Source organism: uncultured Porphyromonas sp., assembly GCF_902489635.1.
In the GTDB taxonomy this organism is placed as follows: Bacteria; Bacteroidota; Bacteroidia; order Bacteroidales; family Porphyromonadaceae; genus Porphyromonas.
In genome coordinates this window covers 15082-36808 of the sequence record NZ_CABUAN010000023.1, presented here as the reverse complement: position 1 = coordinate 36808, position 21727 = coordinate 15082, and the positions used below count along the sequence as shown (strand labels likewise).

Below are 21727 nucleotides of genomic sequence, written 5' to 3'. Positions count from 1 at the left end.
AAAAAATATCCACGTGGAGATTTGAGATTCTCCACGTGGATATTCGAGAAAGGAGAGAATCGGACGAATTTCCCCGTAAAGATATGTAAATAGAGATTAGAGGTCAGAGGTTAGAAATTAGAGGGCAGGGGTGACAATGCGTCAGATCGTCCTTTGCCCTCTGCCGTGGCGTCATCGTAAGCATACACGATAAATAAGAGGACTCCCTCAGCGTTAGGCCTGGTGACCTGCTGCTGGGAGAGTCCTCTTATATTATATGAGACTGTTGTATAAAGGCGAATCGCTGTGTTGCTTTCGGGATTCGGCTTCGGTCACATACGGAGGTATGCTCCCTTCAGACCTCACCCTCAGCGCCTTGCGCTTCATCCTTTCTGCAAAGTCTGGACAATCTTGCAAGCAAGATTGTGAGGTGGCAGTCGCTAGAGGATTACCTTGGTTGCCTCGCCATCGACGGAGAGTAGGTAGCTCCCCGTGGGTAGCTCCGCGATGCTGAGTCGCAGGTCACCGCTCTGATCAGCACGTGCGCTCTGTAGGAGCGTACCATCGAGCGCATATAGCTCCACGACAGCGTGGGGAGTAGTCTGAGCGATCTCGATATAGTCTCCAGTGATCATGAGGCGGTAGTGATCTGCCGAGACGACTGGATCGTTAGCAAGTGGATTCTTGCCTCCATTGTCGTAGTTCTTGTAGTCATAGACGAGCCAGAACTTGTCACTAGCGATCTTGACATCAGCGTCGTTTACTTTGTTCTCCTCGCCCTTGTCTGAAGAGTCAATGGCGTAGAGTTCACCACGCTCACTAGCACTTCTTGTGGGGAGGCTCTCGAAGAGTTGCTTCATAGCAGGCTCTTTGATAGCGTTCTTGTAGCAGAATGCCTCCGTCAGAGCCGTACAAGAGCTGAGGTCGAGAGCGGTCAGCTTGTTGTCGCGACAGTCAAGCTTGTTCAGGCTAGACAGCCCCGTGAGCGCGAGCGTCGTGAGTTCGTTTTCAGCGACATTGAGCTCTGTCAGCTTAGTGCAGTCTGAGAGACCACGAATGTCGGTCAGTAGGTTGCGCTCTAGGCTAAGCTCTTGGAGGTTCGTCAGCCCAGTCAGGTCGATGCTTATCATCTTATTACCTGGCAGCCATACGGTCTCTAGTTGCTTGCAGTCTGAGAGATCAATCTCTGGGAGCTCACTACCCGCACAGTTGATAAAGGTAAGATCAGCGCAGCCCTTGACGTTGACAGAGGTCATCGTGTTGTGCAGCGCATAGAACTTAACCAGCTTAGGACTCTGTGAGGCGTCGATGTCGTATGCGATAGAGCCGTTTTCGGAGCAGTCTATCGTATGTACCAATCCAGTGATTCGGACAAGGCCTCTCGTCGACTTGTACTTCTTGGTAGGAGGCGTGCCACTCGTGATCGTCTCCTCTACGACTACGCCTTCGTCTGTCTCTATCTGCACCTTACTCTCGTCAGCAAAGCCAGACAGGCCCAAGTAGATCTCTTTGTCGGGCTTTGTCTTTATCGTAATGACGGGATCTGGGTCTTGGTTCTTTTGACCAGGGACGTCTATCGTCCAGCCCTTCTCCGTAGCTATATAACCGAGGGCCTTCTCTGCGCCAGGGTTGTTGGCCACCTTGATCGTTCCTGAGAGGGTCGGTAAGGCATTGTAAACCTTGTTGAGAGCGTCCGCCTCGAGGAGGTTCTCCTGGAGGAATATCGTCCTCAGACTAGGTAGTGTGCCTAGTGTAAGAGCCGTGAGCTTATTGCCCTCTAGCTCGAGATCGTTAAGGAGCGGGCACTCACCAAACGTAAGCTCAGCGAAGTCGTTGCCCTGGAGTCTCAGACGTAGCAACTTGGGGAAAGCGACAGCTCCCTCACCGAGTTTAGTGAGCTTGTTACCCTTTGCGTAGAACTCTGCAATCTGCGCTGGGAGAGCCACCTGCTCTAAGGCACAGCTATCAGCTTTTATGGAGGTTAGACTGGGCATTACGGAGCCGTCTATGACACTTAAGCGAGCGTTGTATGAGACATCCAGATTCTTGAGTTTATCTAAGCCCCTGAGCTCGATAGTCTCTAGATCGTTGCGTCTCAGATCAACGGTTGAGAGCGACTTTAGCTCCTTGTAGTGGAAGCTCGTCAGCTTGTTATTTTGTATCTTAAGGATTCCAAGGTTTGGCGCATTGACATGGTCTAGCGTAGTAAGCTCATTGTTCTCTAGGGAGAGCATACCAAGCTGTTCCGAATTGATCGCTATGGAGGTGATATGAACTCCTGGAGCCATAAGGACTGAGCAGTTTCCGTAGACCTTGATCTCGTCGCCAGCCTTCTTACCCTTGGCCGCTGGTGAAGTAGGAGAGACGGTTGTGAGTGTACCATCGCCCCAGTCAATCTGGATTGGCGTACTACCATCACCCATGATTCTAAATGAGCAGTCCGCTCCAATCTCTGTGGAGGTGGTCAGGCGTATCGTTGGCTCGCCTAGCTTATTCTCCTGGCCCAGGACGTCTATCGTCCAGCCCTTGTCCTTTGCGATATAGCCATAAGCCTTCTCTGCGCCTGGGTTGTCGGCCACATTGATCGTTCCTGCGATCGTAGGTAGATCTTTGTAGATCTTGTTGAGAGCGTCCGCCTCGAGGCGGTTCTCCTGGAGGAGTAGCTTCTTCAGAGCTGGCAGTGAACCGAGCGTAAGAGCCGAGAGCTTATTGCCCTCTAGCTCGAGATCGTTGAGGAGCGGACACTCCCCAAACGTGAGCTCAGCGAAGTCGTTGCCCTGTAGTCTCAGACGTAGCAGCTTGGGGTAAGCGACAGCGCCCTCACCGAGCTTAGTGAGCTTGTTGGCCTTTGCGTAAAACTCAGCGATCTGCTCTGGGAGAGCGACCTGCTCTAAGGCGCAGCTATCAGCTTTTATGGAGGTTAGACTAGGCATTGCAGAGCCGTCTATGACACTTAAGCGTGCGTTGTATGAGACATCCAAGTTCTTGAGTTTATCTAAGCCCGTGAGGTCGATAGACGCTAGATCGTTGCGTTTCAGATCAACCGTGGAGAGCGACTTTAGCTCCTTGTAGTGGAAGCTCGTCAGCTTGTTGTTTTTTATCCTAAGGGTTGCAAGGTTTGGCGCATTGACGTGGTCTAGCGTGGTAAGCTCATTATTCTCTAGGGAGAGCACACCAAGCTTTTGCGAATTGATCGATATGGAGGTGATATGAGCTCCCGGAGCTAGAAAAATTTCGCACTCTCCGTAGATCTTGATCTCCTCGCCAGCCTTCTTGCCACTGATCCTTGGTGCAGTAGGAGAGATGGTAGCGAGCGTACCATCGCCCCAGTCCACCTGGATAGATGTCGCAGCCCCGGAGAATCTAAATGAGCAGTCCGCTCCAATCTCTGTGGAGGTAGTCAGGCGTATCGTTGGTTCGCCTAGCTCTCTCAGACCATCGCCTGAGGTAAAAGGGCTCTTGCTCGCATGCCCCATAGCAGGGAGGCAGAGAGCCAAGAGTAGCAAGAGTAAAGGGGTTAATCTTTTCGTCATAGTATAATTCATGATTTAGGAATGTTGCTGTGGTAAGTGTTTAGTCTCTAGCTGGTTATCGGCGGGCGTACTGCGAGCGACCGAGCGAGTAGACGTCGCCTCCGAGGCTGTCGACGGCTACGATGACGGGGAGCTCCTCGACACGTAGCTTGCGAATTGCTTCGGGCCCTAAGTCGTCGAAAGCAATCACCTCGGCCTCCTTGACGCACTTGCCCATCAGAGCAGCAGCTCCACCGATGGCGGCGAAGTACACGCCCTTGTACTGCTTGATCGCGTCAACGACCTCTGGGCTACGTAGGCCCTTGCCGATCATAACACGCAGACCATGCGCTATGAGCGTTGGCGAATAAGCGTCCATACGTCCTCCCGTAGTGGGGCCGACGGAGCCGATGGGTTGTCCAGGCTTAGCCGGGCAAGGACCCGCATAGTAAACGACCTGCCCTGCGAAGTCAAAAGGCATCTCCTCTCCTCGCTCTAGCATCTCGACAAGACGCAGATGCGCTGCGTCACGTGCTGTATAGATAGTCCCCGAGATGTAGCACATATCTCCCGCTCTGAGCGGAGTAATCATCTCTGTCGTAAAGGGGGCTCTGAGTATCTTCTTCTCTTCCATGTCTCTATATATTATAGTGTACCCTCTGCGTGACGTGTCGCGTGGCAACTGATATTAACCGCTACGGGCAACCCAGCGATGTGTGTCGCACCCGTATTGATGGCGACAGCTAAGGCCGTGGTGTCTCCCCCGAAGCCGGCTGGCCCGATGCCCATCTTATTGATCTCTTGGAGTAGCTCCTCCTCGATCTCAGCGACGGCGGGATCGGGATGACGCTCACCGATAGGACGTAGCAGAGCACGCTTAGCAAGCTCAGCGGAGCGCTCCATCGTACCACCGATACCGATGCCGACGATGATCGGCGGACAGGGGTTGCCCCCAGCGTGGGAGATGGTGTCGAGGACAAACTGCTTGATGCCGGCTACCCCTTGGCTGGGCGTAAGCATCGAGAGTGCGCTCTTGTTTTCACTGCCGAAGCCCTTGGGAGCGACGGTGATGTGCATTTGGTCTCCAGGCACGATGCGGTAGTGGATGACGGCGGGCGTATTGTCGCCCGTATTGTGTCGATGTATCGGATCGCTCACGACGGACTTGCGCAGGTAGCCGTGGGTATAGCCTCTGCGGACGCCCTCGTTGATGGCGTCTTCGATCAGATCACCCTCGACGTGCAGATCCTGTCCCATATCGACGAAGATGACGGTCATACCCGTATCTTGACACATGGGGGCACGCTCGCTGCGCGCTATGTGAACGTTTTCGATGATCGTATTCAGTACGTTTCGTGCTAGAGGCGAGCGGTCTTGCTCTGCGCCCTGCTGCATGGCAGCCTCGATGTCGGGCGAAAGGTTAACACAAGCCTCTATGCAAAGCTTCTCCACCAAGTCTGTGATGGCTGTAGAGGATATTGTACGCATATATTAAGTGTGTAAGTAAACTGTCTAGTTAAGTGGTTACGGACGAATGAGCTTGCAGTTGTACCGCTCACCAGCTCCAGTAAGATGTACGATGTAAACGCCAGACTGCAGTGCGTAGTCGGCAAGAGATAGCGATGAGCGAACGTCCGTCAGTGGCAGCGACAAGATGCGCTGCCCAGCAGCACTATATAGCTCTACCTCAGCCGGAGTACCCCCCGCGAGCCAGGCCTCTGGCAGCAGTAGGTAGAGACGCTCACCAGCAAGGATCACACGAGGTTCGTTAACAGACTCGAGAGCAGCCGTTCCGCCCGCCTTGAGGTTGCCCAAGACGATAGGATCTATCCAGTAGTGCCCTAGGTAAGGCGATCCGTCTATCTGTGCCGGCTCCCAGCTGGAGCCGACGAGGTGCCACGCATAGGGAGTGGCGTGTAGCTGCGCTTTGCTCATGAGCAAAGGCGCTGACAGAGCCTTGCCCTCACTCCCCTCTAGTGCTATGTAGTAAGAGCCTGCGGCTAGTGTCAGTGGTGTGTCTTCCTTAGCAGGGAAGAAGGCTTGGAAGGCATCCGAAAGCGTTCGCTGCTGCGGACTTTGTCCCGCATCATTTACTAATAGATACGAAGGCCTTGGCAGCGTCTGCTCGTAGAGCTTCTTGCCAGGCTTGCCCTCCTCATCGCCATATATAGTCAGCGTCACAGGCGTCCACTCCTGCATAGCTCCTAGGACAAGCACCGAGCCTAGATACTGGACGGAGGTGTCAATGTCGTAGCGCACAGCGACTCCCCCGATAGAGGCGTCGTCTCTACGTATCAGCACGCTGTCACGCATCAGGCTGTAGAGCTGATGTGAGAGACGTACGGGAGGCTTTGCGGCAAAAGGATCTAGCCCCTCTAGTATAGTTTGGTCACTCGTTGGGGCTAAGTGCGGCTTCAGGCACTTATCGTCTGGGTAGCCTGTGAAGGCTTCGCTCAGAGCGTAATAGTAGTCGTTGTACGGAGTGCCGCAGTAAGAGCTCCCCCCCGTGAGTGCCCCGATGAGGTGATGATTCTTGTCAAAGAGTCCCGACCCCGAGGAGCCACCCGCTGTCGTCCCGACATCCCACTTCTTAATGTGTAAGTGCGAATTGACCCATCGGACTGGCACGGAGGCCATATCGTAGTTCTCCAAAGGAGGCTTCTCGTCGGCTCGGTTGTAGCGACGTACAGAGGCTTTCGGGTGGTGTATACCGATGACAGGCACAGGGAAGTCACGCTCCGCATTCCATCCCGCCAGGTAGGGTCTGTAGCTAGGCGGTATAGCGCATTGTCCCTGTGGCACATCTGGCTTAACGCCTGTGATACGGAGCAGACACATGTCGTGCTCCTCATTATAGGCGACCAGCTCGGCACCGGCTAGCGTTTGCTCCTCGATGCCATTGATGAGAGGATCGCCCGTGGGGCTAAAGTAGTTGAAGTAAAAGACCGACTGCTCTGCACTCTGACGTACATAGTCGAGGTCTCTGCATGCATAGCTATTGTTGAGACAGTGAGCCGCGGTCAGGACGAGTGCCTCGCCATCTTGGCGACTGTTATTGATTAGGGTGCCTGACGAGAAGAACCGCCCCCGCACCACCAGCAAGATTTCGCTACGAGCGATGCGCTCCACCTCTGGGTGTCGCACCGTAGCCTCAGCGCACTCCAGCCCCTTCACGATAAACCATGGTGAGCCGGGCCCTTTATGCCCCCCTACTGCAGGCGGCAGCTCCTCCCCTACTGCTGTGAGCAGAGCTGTCGTAATGGTCGACAACCGCCACGGGAGAGCTCTGCGCTCGCCACTAGCGGGATAGTAGTAGACTATGAGTCGCTCGCCATAAAGCGGAGCGGTCGTAAGGCTATGAGACGAGACATTGTTTGCCTCGGTAAAAGCACCTCGCACCTCGCCCTCCTCATTAGTTATGAAGAGCATATCACCACGATTCAGCTGGTACTGATCAAAGTAGAGCGTATTCCAGCCTGCCTCCTCAAGCTGCAATACGCCCTGCCAAGCACGCTCGCCCGAAGGGGTCGTGATCCAGTCGCCCCACAGCTGGCTCTTAGGCAGCTGACAGTACTCTATCGCTGGTAGCTCTAAGAGTCGTAGGCCAGAGGGAGCTGTCTCTCCACTTTGACGTAGTGAGCTAGCAGGCTCCGTGCGAGAGGTAGCATGTAGCTGGTAAACCCCTGGAGCACTGCGTAGTGTAGCATGACGCTCACCCAGATCCGCCACTATCGTAGCAGGGAGAGGTGTCGCAAGCTGAGCCACAGCTGGCAGGGCCAGCAAGAGAGCTACAAGAGAGAGGCATACGTACCTGCTGTAAGACAGCAAGCCCGTGCAGGAACGATCCGTATCGAGTCTATTCATAGAGATAGTACGAGAGATAACCTTTCAAAGGTACAAATAAACTCTAAGAGCAGAAAAACGCCCGCTAATTCCTGTTTTTTAAGGAACGGCGGGAGAGATCTAAGCCTGGCATATTTTAGTCATGCGGGATCAGAGGACGAAAGAGTCTCTCGCCATGGGATGTTTTGTCATCACTTGACGCGCAGGTCGAGCATCTTCGTCAGGTAGGCCACCTCTTTGTAGTTTTCTACATAGTAAGCCGCACGCTCCTGCGCTGTCGAGGCGTGTTGTGTCTGCTCTACAGCTGCGACCTCTGTCGTTAGCGTGAGATTGTCGTTGTGTAGCTTAGCCTTAAGGTAACGTAGCAAAGTGCGCTCGACTCGCTCGAACGACTCTAGCTGTATGTTGCTCACCAAGGAGACTTTGAGTCCATGAGGTGGCTGCAACTCAGGCGTCACCGTGTGGAGTAGCTGTGAGAGGTAGGCGTCGTCTGTCAGCTCTTCATCGGCAAATGCGAACCACCACTTGAGCAGCTCGTCGGGTGTGAATGGCTCATCACGCTGTCCAGTCTCCGAGGCATCTGAGTCTTCGTCCGCTTCGGTGGCTGAAGTTTGTTGTGCCGTGAGCGTCTTTTCCGCCTGACGCTTGAGAGCTGATATGCGCAGGGAGGAGCCTGTCGGAGTGTATTGCTTCGGCTGACTAGTTGCTAGCTGAGGAGTCTTTTTTTTTTCGCCAGGCGTAGGCGCAGCTTGATAAGTGGCTGGCGGTGTCTGCACACTACTCTCTTGCGGAGCTGGAGACGCTGGAGCTGGTTGTGAGGCTGGCTCAGAGGTTGCTGAGACTGGCTGGCTAGAAGCTGTCGCTGCCGTCGCGGGAGCAACTGTAGCATTCTTAAATGCTCCACACATCTCCGAGATCCCCATGAGCGTCAACTCGACCAGAAGGCGCTTAGCTTGCGACGAGCGGTAGTTGCGCTCGCAGGCGACGAGCTTGGAGATAGACTTGTAGAGAAAGAGCGGATGGATCTGCTGCGCTAGCGTCATAAACCGCTCTGCATGAACACCCGTATAGGGGAAGAGCTGCGCCGTCTCTGGGGTTCGTGCTACCAGTAGATTGCGCATAAAGTCGGCTAGTCCGATGATCAGTTGTCGCATGGCGACCCCTTTGCCGAGGAGCTCGTCGAGGAGTAAGAGCGCACGCTTGTAGTCACCACTATATAGGTAGGTGGTGAAGTAAAAGTAGTACTCGTCGTCTAGTATGTTGAGCGTCTGCAGCGTCTGCTCGTAAGAGATGACCCCGTCTTGCGCTGTACTAGCCAAGCGATCAAAGAGCGAGAGCGCATCGCGCATACCTCCGTCAGCGATCCGTGCTATCGTGTCAAAAGAGCGTGGGTCGTACTGGAGACCCTCGGCATCTGCCACACGGCGCAGCTGCTCAGCGATCTGCTCAGGCGGTATCGGCTTGAAGTCGTACACCTGACAGCGTGAGAGGATGGTGGGGAGGACTTTGTCCTTTTCAGTTGTAGCCAGGATAAAGACCACATAGCCAGGTGGCTCCTCCAGCGTTTTGAGGAAAGCGTTGAAGGCTCCCGACGAGAGCATGTGCACCTCGTCGATGATGTAGACCTTGTACTTGCCTTGCTGTGGACGTATGTAGACATCTTCGTTGAGACGGCGTATGTCGTCGACCGAGTTGTTGGAAGCAGCATCCAGCTCGTATATGTTGAACGCTCGCTGGTTCAGTGCCGCCTGACAGTTAGGGCATACACCACACGCCTCCCCCTGCGGGGTAAGCTGCTCGCAATTGATCGTGCGAGCTAGGATACGCGCTGCGGAGGTCTTGCCCACACCACGGGGACCACAGAAAAGGTAAGCGTGCGCTATCTTGCCCTGCTTGATGGCACTCTTGAGCGTGAGGCATATAGCCTCCTGCCCGAGCATCTCATCGAATGTCTGTGGGCGGTACTTACGTGCTGATACTATGAAGTTGTCACTCATCTGCCTTAGTGTTGTCATCGTCCGTGTGCGCCTCCTCATACCGCTCCTGCTCTGACTTAGTCAGTGCTGAGAGACCATTGTTTTGTACAATTTTGGAGAGACGCTCGAGAGACTTCGTCTCCTGAAGATCCGTAGAGGCGGTTGGCTTAGCTTTTGATCCAGGTACGTAGTCGTGACGATAGAGATTGATAAAGAGTACAATCAGGGAGAGAATCAGCGGTCCAAAGATGACGCCCCAGAAGCCGAAGAGCGAGAGACCGATGAAGACTCCGAAGATCGTGATCAGCGGGTGAATGTTTGCCATCTGCTTCTGTAGGAGTAGGCGCGCTACATTGTCCACACCGCCGATGACGATGAAGCCATAAAGCCCCAAGAGGATTGCGTTGAGCCAGTCACCATTGATCCCCATGACGACTGCTATCGGCACCCATACGAGCATCGTGCCGAGTACTGGGATGATGGTCGTAAAGGTCGTTAGCACCGCAAAGAGCAACGCATTGTCTACCCCAAAGATCAGGTAGCCTATGTAAGCAAAGACTCCCTGCACAATAGCCAAGAGCGGGATGCCGATAGCGTTACTCTTGACGATACTAATGGTTTCGTTAGAGACCGTCTTCTTATTGCACTCTGTAAAGGGTAGTAGCTCCTCCACCGCTGCCTCAAACTGATCATAGCCTCGTAGCATGAAGTAGAGTAGGAAGAGGATGATAAAGGCGTTGAGGAAGAATGAAGACATCCCCTGCAGCAGCCCCTTTACGAGGGTGGTCGAGAAGGTCGTCAGCTTCTGTATGTTTTCATTACTCCAGATTTCTATGCCAAACTTATCCTCCACTTGCTTGACCATGTCTTGCGCTTGTGTCGTCAGCACATTGAGAGACTCAGGATCAAAGGCTGAGAAGAGGTCGATCAGCATCAAGACAATCCCCAGCAGTGGTATGAGGAAGAAAAAGATAGCCTCCACCGTTAGGAGCGATGCGGCCCAGTTGCGTCCCCAGTGCTTGCGCTCGACGAGCCACTTCATCTGACCTCTCAAGAGGACGTAAATGGTCAAGGCTCCCAGCACGCCACTCATATAGGGCAACGCATGCTTGCCGATGATTAGCATCAGGATGAGGATCAGCGTGATCAGCGAGGTGCGAGGCGTCCAAAAAGAGACTTTATACACAGGCTCTCCGAGCTTCGTGCGGCTATGCGTCAAGTCTTCCGGAGAGATATGATCACAGCACTTGTTCGCAGATGACGATTTGGGAGAGTCGTTAGGGGCTTTGCTATTTGTTGTCATAGAGGTAGGAGTGAGTTTTGAGATACATCGTATATAGACCTATCAACTTTGACCCAAAGGTACGAAAAAAGAGATTAGAAGCTAGAGGCAGTGAGGTGTATGCTATGGAAGAAAATCAGTACCTTAGCAGTCTCTTATGTATACTTGATACGAAATCTTCGTATGCCTTCTTCTGAAAACTCCTCTCCTACGATCGACGTTATGAAGCGTCTGGTCGCTCAGCAAAAGTCTTCTCGCCATCAGCATCACGAGCCGATGGCTGACGAACTGTCTAGCTGCCCGACGACCCCTATATATGATAAGGTAGCGCACGATACGACTACCGATCAACGCTTACAAAACAATCGAGTAGCTGCCGACCAACCCATCGCTAGCAAGAAGGAGCCTCTCGTCTCTAAGACGCCCCCAACATCTCAGCCAACAGTCAGTAGCCAACGGCCAACAGCCAACAGCCAACAGCCAACAGCCAAACAGCCAACAGCTAACAGCCAACAGCCAACAGCCAAACAGCCAACACCTAACAGCCAACAGCCAACAGCCAAACAGCCAACAGCTAACAGCCAACAGCCAACGGCCAACGGCCAACAGCCAGAAGAAAACATCTGGTGGATGAGTGCCTGGCGGTGGTTGCGTCGACTCCTAGACTTCCGCGAGGATAAGGCGGGCGATGTGGCAACCATCGAGTCGCTCAAGGGGGATGTGGAGTTTCGTGGTACCAAGCTATGGATCCTCATTTGTGCTATCCTCGTTGCCTCGATAGGTCTGAATGTCAATTCGACGGCGGTCATCATCGGTGCAATGCTTATCTCCCCGCTGATGGGCCCAATCATCGGCTTCGGACTGGGCTTCGGCATTGCCGACCTAGATCTCGTACGTAAGTCGCTGCGTAACCTTGCCTTGACGACACTCTTCAGTATCCTGACAGCTACGATCTACTTCCTCTTAACTCCGCTTGATCAGCCCGGCAGTGAGCTGCTGGGACGTACGGAGCCGTCGCTGTATGATGTATTGATTGCATTCTTTGGCGGTGCGGCGGGTCTGATCGCTGGTAGTAGCAAGAGCAAGGGGCAGGTACTCCCCGGCGTGGCTATCGCTACGGCACTTATGCCACCGCTCTGTACAGCGGGCTTTGGGCTGGCTACGGGCAATTGGGCTTTCTTCTTCGGTGCTATCTACCTTTACATCATCAACTCGGTCTTTATCGCCTTCGCCACCTTCGTGATGGTACGCATCATGCGCTTCCCGATGAAGGCAGTCGCCTCGGGCGATATGCGCAAGCGTAGCTATCGCTGGATCTCGGTGATCGCCGTCTGCACACTGATACCGAGTATCTACTTAAGTATCCGTCTGGTGCGAGACTCCTATCAGGAGCAGCGTGCCAAGCAGTTTGTCGCAGACCACTTTGCTCCCCCAGCTCACCAAGTGATCCGTCAGTCTTTCGTACGAGCTGATGGGGACAAGCGTGCCTACATAGACGTAGTCCTGATCGGCAAGCCGCTCTCGGCTCAGACGATAGACAGCATAGCTACTCTACTACCTAGCTATGGACTATCTAACTTCGACCTACAGGTGCACCAGGGGATCGACAATGAGGCTCCGACAGACTACGAGCAGCTAGGCGGCGTCCTGCTGCGTGACCTCTACGAGCGGTCTGAGCGCACCGCCTCTGAGCAGCGTGCCGAGATCGACTCGCTGCGTCGTACGCTCCTGCGCTATGACTACTACAAGTCTCTAACGCACGATGTAAGCGATGAGGCGCGAGCGGTCTTTACCGACATTAGTCAGGTGCGACTGATGCCCTCGATGGAGTTTATCCAAGGACAAGACTCCGTCCTCCATATCCTCGTGACGACCCCATCGCATCGCATCTCCCCGGCCGAGCGTAACAAGCTCGAGCAGTGGCTACAGAGGCGTACCAAAACGGATGCGCTCGAGCTGATCCTGACGAACTAACTAAGCAGAAATAGAATACTAACTTTAATAGATAAGCGTCTTATGAATAAACTACAGACCTTGCTCCTGACCCTCTGCGCACTCCTCGTGTGCAGTGCTACAGCACGTGCCGACAAGGGCATGTGGGTACTCAGTGAGCTCAATGAGCAAAACGAAGCTCGCATGCGTGAGCTGGGCTTTAACCTACCCCTAGACCAGCTTTACAGTCTAGACAAACCCTCGATAGCGCGTGGCGTGGTCATCTTCGGCGGTGGCTGCACCGGCATCACCGTCTCCGATCAGGGACTACTCTTCACGAACCACCACTGCGGTTACGATGCGATCCAAAGCCAGAGTACCGTAGAGCATGACTACCTACGTGACGGCTTCGCCTCACAGTCTATGCGTGAGGAGCTACCCATACCGGGGCTCTCTGTCAAGTATCTCCGTGCGCAGATCGATGTGACGGCTCGCATCGAGCAGGCTGTCGCTGGTATCACCGACGAGGCTAAGCGTCAGGAGACGATCGACAAGGTCTCTGAGGAGATCGTCAAGGAGTACACGAAGTCACCCTTTGACGCTGTCGAGGTAACCCCCTTCTACGCTGGCAATAAGTACTATGTCGTCATCTACGACGAGTTTAAGGACGTACGTCTTGTGATGACCCCTCCGAGTAGCGTCGGTAAGTTTGGTGGTGACACGGACAACTGGATGTGGCCTCGCCACACGGGCGACTTCAGCGTCTTCCGCGTCTATGCTGATGCCAACAACCAGCCCGCTGAGTACGCAGCTAGCAACAAGCCCTACCGTCCTGTATACTACACAAAGGTTTCTCTAAAGGGTTACCAGGAGCAGGACTACGCGATGACCATTGGCTTCCCAGGCTCTACCGATCGTTACCTCACCTCCTATGGTGTGATCGATCGCATCGAGAATGAGAACGCACCTCGCATCGAGGCGCGTGGCATCAAGCAGGAGATCTGGAAGCGTGCTATGGACGCTGATCAAGCGACTCGCATCAAATACGCTAGCAAGTATGCTCAGAGCTCTAACTACTGGAAGAACTCTATCGGTATGAATCGTGGTCTGGAGAAGCTCCATGTCGTAGACCGCAAGCGCGCCGAGGAGGAGGCATTCACTCAGTGGGTTGCTCAGACAGGCAAGCCTTACGGCAATATCCTGCCCGACCTGAAGCGTGCTTATGAGGAGGCTGCTCCCTACAATCGTCAGCTCAACTATATAATCGAGACGATGCTGAGCGGTAGCGAGATCGTATGGCTCGGCTATCAAGCTATGGTAGCTGCAGGCTCTGGTGACAAGAAGGAGCTAGAGGGCCTCTACAAGGATTACCTCCCCAACCTAGACCGTGAGGTACTCCCAGCTATGCTCTCTCTACTCCGTACGAAGCTACCTGCTGACAACCTCCCCTTCATCTATCAGATCATCGACGAGCGCTTTGGCGGTGACTACAAGGCTTATGCTGAGGAGCTTTTTGCCAATAGTGTCGTACCCTATGAAGATAAGATGATGGCGGTGCTAGCTATGGATCCAAACAAAATCAAGGAGACCCTAGCTAATGATCCTGTACAGGAGCTCGTCCAGAGCGTACTGATGTACTACTCAACCCTGATCGATAAGTATATGGAGTACAACCATGCTATTGAGAAGGGCAAGCGTGAGCTCTTTGCCGCTATGAGCGAGTTCCAGCCTAATGCACTTCGTCCATCAGACGCTAACTTCACAATGCGTATGAGCTATGGTCGCATCCTCGGCTACGAGCCAGGAGATGGTGCGTGGTACTACTACTTCACGACGGAGCGTGGTGTCTTCCAGAAGCAGAACCCCAACAGCACCGAGTTCGCCGTACAGCCTGAGATCCTCAAGCTCCTCAGCAATCCTGCTAACTTCGCACCCTACGGTGTGGGCGATCATCTCTTCACCTGCTTCCTCTCGGACAACGACATCACGGGTGGTAACTCAGGTAGCCCTGTCTTTGACAAGAATGGTAACCTGATCGGCCTAGCCTTCGATGGTAACTGGGAGGCTATGAGTGGCGACATCGAGTTTGAGCCTGACCTACAGCGCACTATCTCGGTAGATATCCGCTACGTCCTCTTTATGATCGACAAGTGGGCTAAGTGCCCCCGCTTGATCCAAGAGCTAACCTTCGCATAAGCGAAGAGAATACAAAATCGGAGTAATCGGAAGGATCAGGGTGACTAAGTTGTTACTCATACCTCCGATTACTCCGATTCATTTTGACGAGTCTGACTATTTCGACCACACGCCTATATGCGCATAGACATTATCACAGTACTGCCTGAGATGATCGAGCCGTTTGTCTCGACCTCTATCGTGGGGCGGGCACAGCGTGAGGGCTTTGCCGAGGTACATATCCATCAGCTACGCGACTATGCAACCAATCGTTGGGGACGTATCGACGACTATCCCTACGGTGGCGCTGCCGGTATGCTTATGTCGATCGAGCCGATCGACCGCGTCATCACCGAGCTACGTAGCCAGCGCCCTTATGACGAGGTTATCTTCACGGCACCCGATGCGCCAGTGCTAACGCAGGCGGTCGCCAATGAGCTGAGTCTCATGGAGAACATCATCATCCTCTGCGGTCACTACAAGGGGATCGACCATCGTATCCGTGAGCATCTCATCACGCGTGAGATCTCCATCGGGGACTACGTCCTGACGGGTGGCGAGCTGGCGGCAGCGATCATTGCCGATGCGACCATTCGGCTCATACCAGGCGTCCTAGGCGATGCGGATAGTGCGCTGAGCGACTCCTTTCAGGATGGCTTGCTCACGCCGCCTATGTACACCCGTCCCGCTGAGTACAAAGGGTGGCGCGTTCCGGAGATCCTGCTGAGCGGCCACGAAGCGCGCATAGCGCAGTGGGAGCATGAGCAGGCGGTCGCCCGTACGCGAGCACTCCGCCCCGACCTCTTAGGAGAGGAGGGCTAAGTTTTTGGTCCGAAGCCACTTGTTTAGTCCAAAAATAAGTTGTACCTTTGCACAACGAAATACGGGATGTAGCTCAGTCCGGTTAGAGTGCGCGTCTGGGGGGCGTGAGGTCGCTGGTTCGAATCCAGTCATCCCGACCAAGGTCGTCAAGACCTACTGCGAGAGCAGCTCATATACATGGGCTGCTCTTGTTGCATTTAGGCGGTACGGGAAGACACATTACAATCGCTCTTTCAAGGAGCTACACATGAGCAACAAGGGAGGCATAGATGAGGTCACTATATGTAATGTGTCACCCCATGCCCTCTAATCTCTCCCCCTCCGAACTCTCCGATTCCTAATTTCTAATCTCTAACTTCCAATCCCTATTTACATATCTTTACGGGGAAATTCGTCCGATTCTCTCCTTTATCGAATATCCACGTGGGAAATCTCAAATCTCTACGTGGAAATTTTTTATTTTCCACGTGGGCGTCATTCATTTCCTCCGAAGTTTCATTTGATTCCTCCGAGGAATTTTTTCTTCCCTACCTGGGAAATAAAAAATCTCCACGTAGAGATTTTGAAATATCCACGTGGAAATCCGTTTTCCCCGACACAGCGCCGTATCGATATGTAGTCAGCTCTAAATTATTGTAATGAACCAGCGTTGGGTTTTCCCAAGCAAGGTTGATTCCCTTGAGTACGCTTTTGTGATAAAAGATTTATCTTTGCACTGAGGGTATGACTCCTTGCGATGAGCGATCTGGGTAGTAGACCTAATCTGGGTGTCTTGCCTGTTATGTAGCTTGTCAAACGCAAAAACACTATCGCATCATGGCTTTTAAGAACTGCACCAAGTGCGGAGCCTCAGTCCCAACGGGCTCTACGACCTGCCCACAGTGTGGCAACCCAATGGGTCAAAACAAGAACAATCCCAAGCGAAAGATGTGGACGATCATCATCGCGGCAGCTGTCGTTGTCGTGGGGTTGTGTTGCGTCCTCATCCTTACTCTGTCTAAGGGCTGCGCTAAGAAAGCACCCTCAATCGATTTGGACCCAGCAAGGAGCGGGCAAAGCGATACGACTGGTGTGGAGAGCGAGATAGACGAGAACTTAGTCCAGCTAACCCCTGAGTTCATTGAAGCCATCCAGAAGTATGACGGTTTAAGTCTCTTTAGCGAGGGATATGCAGCTGTCTGTAAGAATGGCAAGTGGGGCTACATTGACAAGACGGGTCAGGAGGTGATCCCATGTAAGTATACTTGGGCCAATACTTTCCATGAGGGGCTAGCCTCTGTGCGGATTTCTTTTGACTCAGGCTATGGCTTCATCGATACCACGGGGCGTGAGGTGATCCGACATCGTCGGGAGATAGAGGTGCCAGGCGAGTTTTCTGAAGGGCTGGTAGTTGTCAAGAACGAGTTTAACGATCACTTTTTCGTCCTAGACAGGGAGGGACGTAAGGTCTTCCAGGGTACTTATGGCGAAGGTAACTATGCTCCCTATACTAGCCTCGGTATGATGCCTTATGTCTATCCAGCTTATATTGAGAAGTTCATTGATGGAAAGCTCTACATCCCTAAGGGTGAGTCAGGATACAAAGTCTATAACACCAAAGGCAAGAAGATCAAGGAGGTGAGTGACAGCGAGATGGAGCGGATCACAAAGCACGCCACTGCTGACCAAGGTCAGACCTTCACACACACGCTCTACACAGATAAGATGTACGGCGGGATGATGGGTGAGATAGTACTCTGGGGCGTGAAAGATGCCAACGGCAAGATAATCGTTCCTGCAGAGTACGATAAGGCTAGTATCTATTTCGAACCGGAAAAAATAGACCTCACTAATGGCGTGATCCCTGTAGTCTTAATAGAGTATAGCGGGATTAGCTATATGAGTGAATGGCTGGGCATCTGCCCTGATGATGGCAGTGTAGAGCATTACGGCTATGTGGATCTAAAGGGGAATGACACCTTCCCTAAGGGACTCAAGGAGCGGTGCGCAAAGTCTAGGCTGAAAGCCATCGAGCTCTACAAAGCTAAAGCAGCTGCTGAGGAAGCCGAAGCGGAAGCTGCAAGAGCAGTGGCAGAAACATCAAAAGCCGTAACAAACGCACTAGGAGATGATGAAGCAGTAGCAGCAGATGTAGCAGACCCGTGGGTAGGTGAAGACTGGTAACGTATAGTAGACCTAGAGACTGAGGGCTTCTCCAAATACGCAAGCAGCCCCCTCACCATACGTGGTGGTAAGGGGGCTGCGGTTTTCGTCTCAAGGAGCAGGCGAGCTGTCGTCTACTACCCATTGGAGACTGTTGCATAAAGGCGAATCGCTGTGTTGCTTTCGGGATTCGGCTTCGGTCACATACGGAGGTATGCTCCCTTCAGACCTCACCCTCAGCGCCTTGCGCTTCATCCTTTCTGCAAAGTCAGGACAATCTTGCTTGCAAGATTGTGAGACTGTTGACTTTTGCAACAGTCTCCATTGAGATACTGTCACTGGGACAGCCTCATGAGATCAAGGTTTACTGGTCATCCTCATTGACGGTTGCTAGAAGCTTGTAGCACAGCTCGTCTTTCTTCTCATAGGACTTGTCGATGTATGAGGCGACATACTCCTCTTCAGTCTCGTACTCGGAGTCAACAAGAGCTTTGATGGCCGCATCCTTATTCTCCTGTGTAGAATCCTCTAAGTATCGCAACATTTCGGAGGGGATGTTCTGCACATCGGTCGATGATATGAACGAACCATCTCGTAGCGTCACGCTTTTTACCTCATACTTGATCGTGTATCGATCATAGATGTCAGGCTCATCACTGGTTATATAGTTCCAGTAAGAATAATTAGCCTGAGTGCACCTCTTGAAGTCACTTAGCGACCAAGTGCCAGTGGCACCATAGCTCCACTGTTCATTCTCCTCACTCCATAGTCCGAAGTAGACCTCACAATCCTCTATAGCACCATTGGGATAGGCTATATCCACCCAAAATGCTGGACGATACACGGTATAGTAGGAGTCGTCATCTCTTTCATACTTCGTATGGAAGGTGAGCTGGATGTAAGCACTCGGATCATGTTTTTTGTAAAACTCAGTCCACTCCTGCGAGAGTGCTCCAAACTTTGTCTCGTACTCCTTATTATAGTCCGCGTATGCAGTTCGGGCTTCACTTTGGAGCTTTTGCGTCTCCTTTTCGTCATTGATGTAGTCTAGGTAGTCGATCATCTGCTCGTAGGTGATGGAGCGATAGGTATCCTCCTGAGGCGTGCCGACGACCTTATCGCGTATCTCATTGAAGAGGCGACTGTACTGAAGTAGCTGTGGGCAGCTCTCCCGCTTTGCCTCTAGTTGCTGCTGTGTCAGTGGCTCCAAGATACTCTTCTTGAGGATTCTCGCCTCAGACACAGTGTTCCACACGAAAAGACCTATAACTAGAGCTGCAACGACTGAGCCTCCGATGATAAGTCCATTCCGTAGTCTCTTCTTAGCCTGTGGAGACATAGGCTTCTTCTGACGAAGAGCCACGGAAGGAGTGGGCTGAGGCTGTGAGCTTGAGGCCGTCGGTAGCTTGACCTCTGCATTGCTACAGTAAGGGCAGGTCTTATAGCTCTTAGGGACGAGGTGTCCACAAGTAGGACACCTCCTCACATTTACTAAGTTTAGCCTAGTCATATCTACTCCTCGTTAGTGGTGGAGGTACTCTCTGTAGCTGACCCTGTGACAACAGAAGATACAGTCGGCTCTTCTTGTTTTTGGGTGCCACTAGCCAGTGACTCCTCAGCCTCTGGCATCACGGCTGCGCGGTGTATATCGCCAAGGTCTGATACATTGTTGGCCACGAGGGCTCTGATCAGTAGTCGCTCAGAGATAGCGTGAGCAGACAATATGATCGGATAGCTGATCAGGAAGAGGGCCAAACACAATAGAGGGATCGCGAGTAGACCTCCGAAGAGGATAATCAAGAACCCCTCAAAGTCTCCTCCACCGGAAATGAGTGCAAGGACATAGAGGATCAGATAGGCTCCCATAGTTGAGACAAAGAGGTATATGCCATTCCACTCCCCCAGGCTTCTGATGATGTGAGCACATACGGGGATGGCCTTGATCTTGTCTCCGACCCTAACTGTGGCATAGAGATCACGCTGCCTATTACGCCAATAGAAAAAGCCGAAGAAGCCCAGCGCCAAGAAGTAGACGATGAGGACAAGCACCCCAAGGTAACTCACTATCGTGGGCCATGTCCCTAGTGAGCTGATGAAGTAATGAACCTGGGGGATGAACAGGAGTACGATAGGAAGAAACACGGGGAGAAAGGTGGTGACTCCGATTAAGATGTAAAACACCTTGATAGGACTCCGGAAGAATCGTCCACTGTCGATGTACTGCAAGAGACGATCCACATACTGCTTGATTAGTTTCATAGTTTATTGGTGTTTAAGTGATATTCAGCCTGTACGAACGAGCCGCAATTTCCTTTCGCTGGATGCTTAGGGATGGTCTTCTTACGCCACAACTCCTTACAACACGTTTCGTTTGAGGACAAAGATAAACCTTTGCGACCGAAAATGCAACAGTTCATTAATGCGCTAGACCCTCCTAACTTAGCGAAGAAGAAAAAACGAGAAGTAGCTATGGCACAGCTACCGCGAAAAGAGTATCTTTGCACTAGAGGAGACTATGGTCTCATAGACTTAATCAACATACTACGAAGATGACACAGATAGCAAGATGGTTTACAGCACTCACCCTGACGCTCTTACTAGCCGGGTGTGGCGTCGTGCCTATCACGGGACGACAGCAACTCAATCTTGTGTCGGACGCTGAGATATCGGCGGCCAGCGCACAACAGTATAATCAGTTTATTCGCAAGGCGAATGTGGACAACAACTCGCCTCAAGGACAGCAGACGCTCCGTGTGGCGAAGCGCATAGCGCAGGCTACGGACAACTATCTGCGCAACAATGGCTACGACCAGATAGCGCAGGCGACACAGTGGGAGTTTAACTTCGTCCGTGATCGTCAGGTCAACGCTTTCTGTATGCCTGGTGGCAAGATCGTCGTCTATAGTGGATTGCTTCAAGCGACGCGTCCTACCGACGACGAGCTAGCTGCGGTCATAGCGCACGAGGTCTCTCACGCTGTGGCTAAGCATGCCAATGAGCGCATTAGCCGTGAGATGCTTACGCAGCTAGGCGGACAGGTCTTGACAGGGATGGTCGGCTCGAAGAGTGCTGCCCTCGGGGGCATCCTGCAGCAGGTTTATCCGATCGGTTCGCAGCTCTTGGTCTCGCTCCCTTATGGTCGCAAGCAGGAGTATGAGGCGGACAAGATCGGCATGGTCTTTATGGCTATGGCGGGCTACGATCCCGCAGCAGCTGTGACGCTCTGGCAGAAGATGGCACAGCAGGGGCAGAAGTCGCCTGAGTTCCTCAGCACTCACCCGAGTGATCAGAACCGCATACGAGCTATTCAGGAGTTCCTCCCCGAGGCACGTCAATACTATAGCGGTCCTGGGGTTATGTCGCAAGGGCCTAAGGTACAGCTCAAGTCGCTCCACAAGAAGAGTAGCAGTCAAGCGGCTAGCCAGCTGAGAGACTCTGGAAGCTCTTCGTCAGCTAAGCAGCAGGACGGGGGTGGCTTTCACTATGAGCCCGTCAGTCGCTAATGAGCATGTGGGAGCGTGGCTTTGTCCACTACTATTACGGTACGGGCAAAGGTAAGAGCACCGCAGCCATGGGACTGGCCATGCGCACGCTCGGTCATGGCGGGCGGGTCTACATAGGGCAGTTCATCAAGACGATGCGCTATGGTGATGTGCTCTTTCTGGAGCAGCATACGAAGCCTGAGGAGTGTACCATCGAGCTGTATGGATCGATGTATGGCGGCACGGGCTGCCTGATAGATCACGCGGCTAGTCCTCAGGACGTGCAGGCTGCCGAGCAAGGGCTGGCACGAGCTGTCGAGCAGATGTGCTCGGGACTGTACGATCTAGTCATTTGGGACGAGGTCTCTATGGCTGTCGGCCTGGGATTACTCAGAGTAGAAGAGCTCATCGATGCTATAAAGCAGCGCCCCGAGGCGTGCGAACTGGTCCTCACGGGACGACAATACTGTGAGGAGTTGCTCCCACATTGTCAGCTTGTCACTAACTTTGCAGAGGTCAAGCACTATTACCAGGACGGAGTCTTATCTCGCACTGGGATCGAGCATTGACCCACTTAGCTTT

The 21727-nt window shown here is 53.0% G+C and carries 14 protein-coding genes and 1 tRNA gene; 7 read left to right on the top strand and 8 right to left on the bottom strand.

Features of this window, described 5'->3' with window-relative positions:
* Window positions 1–419: 419 nt before the first annotated feature.
* The 6 genes from RDM37_RS05735 to RDM37_RS05710 all read right to left on the bottom strand — a co-directional run bounded on the left by RDM37_RS05735 (window position 420) and on the right by RDM37_RS05710 (window position 10496).
* Window positions 420–3512, bottom strand: a complete 3093-nt coding sequence (locus RDM37_RS05735) for a leucine-rich repeat domain-containing protein (protein WP_308555788.1) — start codon at window positions 3510–3512, stop codon at window positions 420–422.
* A gap of 55 nt (window positions 3513–3567) precedes the next feature.
* The gene (locus RDM37_RS05730; protein WP_004331532.1) at window positions 3568–4125 is read right to left on the bottom strand and encodes a Fe-S-containing hydro-lyase; all 558 of its coding nucleotides are present in this window, start codon (window positions 4123–4125) and stop codon (window positions 3568–3570) included.
* Window positions 4126–4136: 11 nt separating this feature from the next.
* Window positions 4137–4979 carry a fumarate hydratase gene (locus RDM37_RS05725; protein WP_293964629.1) on the bottom strand — a complete coding sequence of 281 codons (843 nt, stop codon included), beginning with the start codon at window positions 4977–4979 and terminating at the stop codon, window positions 4137–4139.
* 36 nt (window positions 4980–5015) lie between these two features.
* Window positions 5016–7355 (bottom strand): trypsin-like peptidase domain-containing protein, encoded by a 2340-nt coding sequence (locus RDM37_RS05720; RefSeq protein ID WP_308555786.1) that lies wholly within the window; start codon window positions 7353–7355, stop codon window positions 5016–5018.
* A 170-nt stretch (window positions 7356–7525) separates the two neighbouring features.
* Window positions 7526–9349 carry a DNA polymerase III subunit gamma/tau gene (gene dnaX, locus RDM37_RS05715; protein ID WP_308555784.1) on the bottom strand — a complete coding sequence of 608 codons (1824 nt, stop codon included), beginning with the start codon at window positions 9347–9349 and terminating at the stop codon, window positions 7526–7528.
* Window positions 9324–10496: an AI-2E family transporter gene (locus RDM37_RS05710; protein ID WP_308555782.1), complete on the bottom strand. Its 1173-nt coding sequence runs from the start codon at window positions 10494–10496 to the stop codon at window positions 9324–9326. Before RDM37_RS05710 ends, dnaX begins: the two co-directional genes overlap by 26 nt.
* A gap of 279 nt (window positions 10497–10775) precedes the next feature.
* Between RDM37_RS05710 and RDM37_RS05705 the strand changes: the two genes are divergently transcribed.
* From RDM37_RS05705 to RDM37_RS05685, 5 genes are all read left to right on the top strand, one after another.
* Window positions 10776–12566: a DUF389 domain-containing protein gene (locus RDM37_RS05705; protein ID WP_374043030.1), complete on the top strand. Its 1791-nt coding sequence runs from the start codon at window positions 10776–10778 to the stop codon at window positions 12564–12566.
* A gap of 42 nt (window positions 12567–12608) precedes the next feature.
* On the top strand, window positions 12609–14720 hold the full coding sequence (locus RDM37_RS05700; protein ID WP_308555778.1) for a S46 family peptidase: 2112 nt from the start codon (window positions 12609–12611) through the stop codon (window positions 14718–14720).
* Between the two features lie 117 nt (window positions 14721–14837).
* Window positions 14838–15521: a tRNA (guanosine(37)-N1)-methyltransferase TrmD gene (trmD, locus tag RDM37_RS05695; protein WP_308555776.1), complete on the top strand. Its 684-nt coding sequence runs from the start codon at window positions 14838–14840 to the stop codon at window positions 15519–15521.
* 62 nt (window positions 15522–15583) lie between these two features.
* Window positions 15584–15661: transfer RNA gene (locus RDM37_RS05690), tRNA-Pro, on the top strand.
* 676 nt (window positions 15662–16337) lie between these two features.
* Window positions 16338–17684, top strand: coding sequence for a WG repeat-containing protein (locus RDM37_RS05685; RefSeq protein ID WP_308555774.1), 1347 nt, complete (start codon window positions 16338–16340; stop codon window positions 17682–17684).
* Window positions 17685–18027: 343 nt separating this feature from the next.
* Here RDM37_RS05685 and RDM37_RS05680 read toward each other — a convergent pair whose 3' ends face one another.
* Together RDM37_RS05680 and RDM37_RS05675 are read right to left on the bottom strand one after the other, a co-directional pair.
* Entirely contained in the window at window positions 18028–19173 is a 1146-nt protein-coding gene (locus RDM37_RS05680) for a zinc ribbon domain-containing protein (RefSeq protein ID WP_308555772.1), read from the bottom strand.
* A gap of 2 nt (window positions 19174–19175) precedes the next feature.
* Window positions 19176–19922, bottom strand: coding sequence for a hypothetical protein (locus RDM37_RS05675; RefSeq protein ID WP_308555770.1), 747 nt, complete (start codon window positions 19920–19922; stop codon window positions 19176–19178).
* A gap of 290 nt (window positions 19923–20212) precedes the next feature.
* On the opposite strand from RDM37_RS05675, the gene RDM37_RS05670 reads away from it, so the two are divergent.
* Window positions 20213–21166, top strand: coding sequence for a M48 family metallopeptidase (locus tag RDM37_RS05670; protein ID WP_299366755.1), 954 nt, complete (start codon window positions 20213–20215; stop codon window positions 21164–21166).
* A complete protein-coding gene (locus RDM37_RS05665; RefSeq protein ID WP_308555768.1) occupies window positions 21166–21714 on the top strand; it encodes a cob(I)yrinic acid a,c-diamide adenosyltransferase in 549 nt (182 codons plus the stop codon). Before RDM37_RS05670 ends, RDM37_RS05665 begins: the two co-directional genes overlap by 1 nt.
* Window positions 21715–21727 lie beyond the last annotated feature (13 nt).

Excerpts from the sequence above, each read along its gene's own strand:
- RDM37_RS05720 (WP_308555786.1), bottom strand. The coding sequence starts at position 7,355 with ATGAATAGACTCGATACGGATCGTTCCTGCACGGGCTTGCTGTCTTAC.
- dnaX (WP_308555784.1), bottom strand. The coding sequence starts at position 9,349 with ATGACAACACTAAGGCAGATGAGTGACAACTTCATAGTATCAGCACGT.
- RDM37_RS05725 (WP_293964629.1), bottom strand. The coding sequence starts at position 4,979 with ATGCGTACAATATCCTCTACAGCCATCACAGACTTGGTGGAGAAGCTT.
- RDM37_RS05730 (WP_004331532.1), bottom strand. The coding sequence starts at position 4,125 with ATGGAAGAGAAGAAGATACTCAGAGCCCCCTTTACGACAGAGATGATT.
- RDM37_RS05675 (WP_308555770.1), bottom strand. The coding sequence starts at position 19,922 with ATGAAACTAATCAAGCAGTATGTGGATCGTCTCTTGCAGTACATCGAC.
- RDM37_RS05735 (WP_308555788.1), bottom strand. The coding sequence starts at position 3,512 with ATGACGAAAAGATTAACCCCTTTACTCTTGCTACTCTTGGCTCTCTGC.
- RDM37_RS05670 (WP_299366755.1), top strand. The coding sequence starts at position 20,213 with ATGACACAGATAGCAAGATGGTTTACAGCACTCACCCTGACGCTCTTA.
- trmD (WP_308555776.1), top strand. The coding sequence starts at position 14,838 with ATGCGCATAGACATTATCACAGTACTGCCTGAGATGATCGAGCCGTTT.
- RDM37_RS05705 (WP_374043030.1), top strand. The coding sequence starts at position 10,776 with ATGCCTTCTTCTGAAAACTCCTCTCCTACGATCGACGTTATGAAGCGT.
- RDM37_RS05700 (WP_308555778.1), top strand. The coding sequence starts at position 12,609 with ATGAATAAACTACAGACCTTGCTCCTGACCCTCTGCGCACTCCTCGTG.
- RDM37_RS05665 (WP_308555768.1), top strand. The coding sequence starts at position 21,166 with ATGAGCATGTGGGAGCGTGGCTTTGTCCACTACTATTACGGTACGGGC.
- RDM37_RS05685 (WP_308555774.1), top strand. The coding sequence starts at position 16,338 with ATGGCTTTTAAGAACTGCACCAAGTGCGGAGCCTCAGTCCCAACGGGC.
- RDM37_RS05680 (WP_308555772.1), bottom strand. The coding sequence starts at position 19,173 with ATGACTAGGCTAAACTTAGTAAATGTGAGGAGGTGTCCTACTTGTGGA.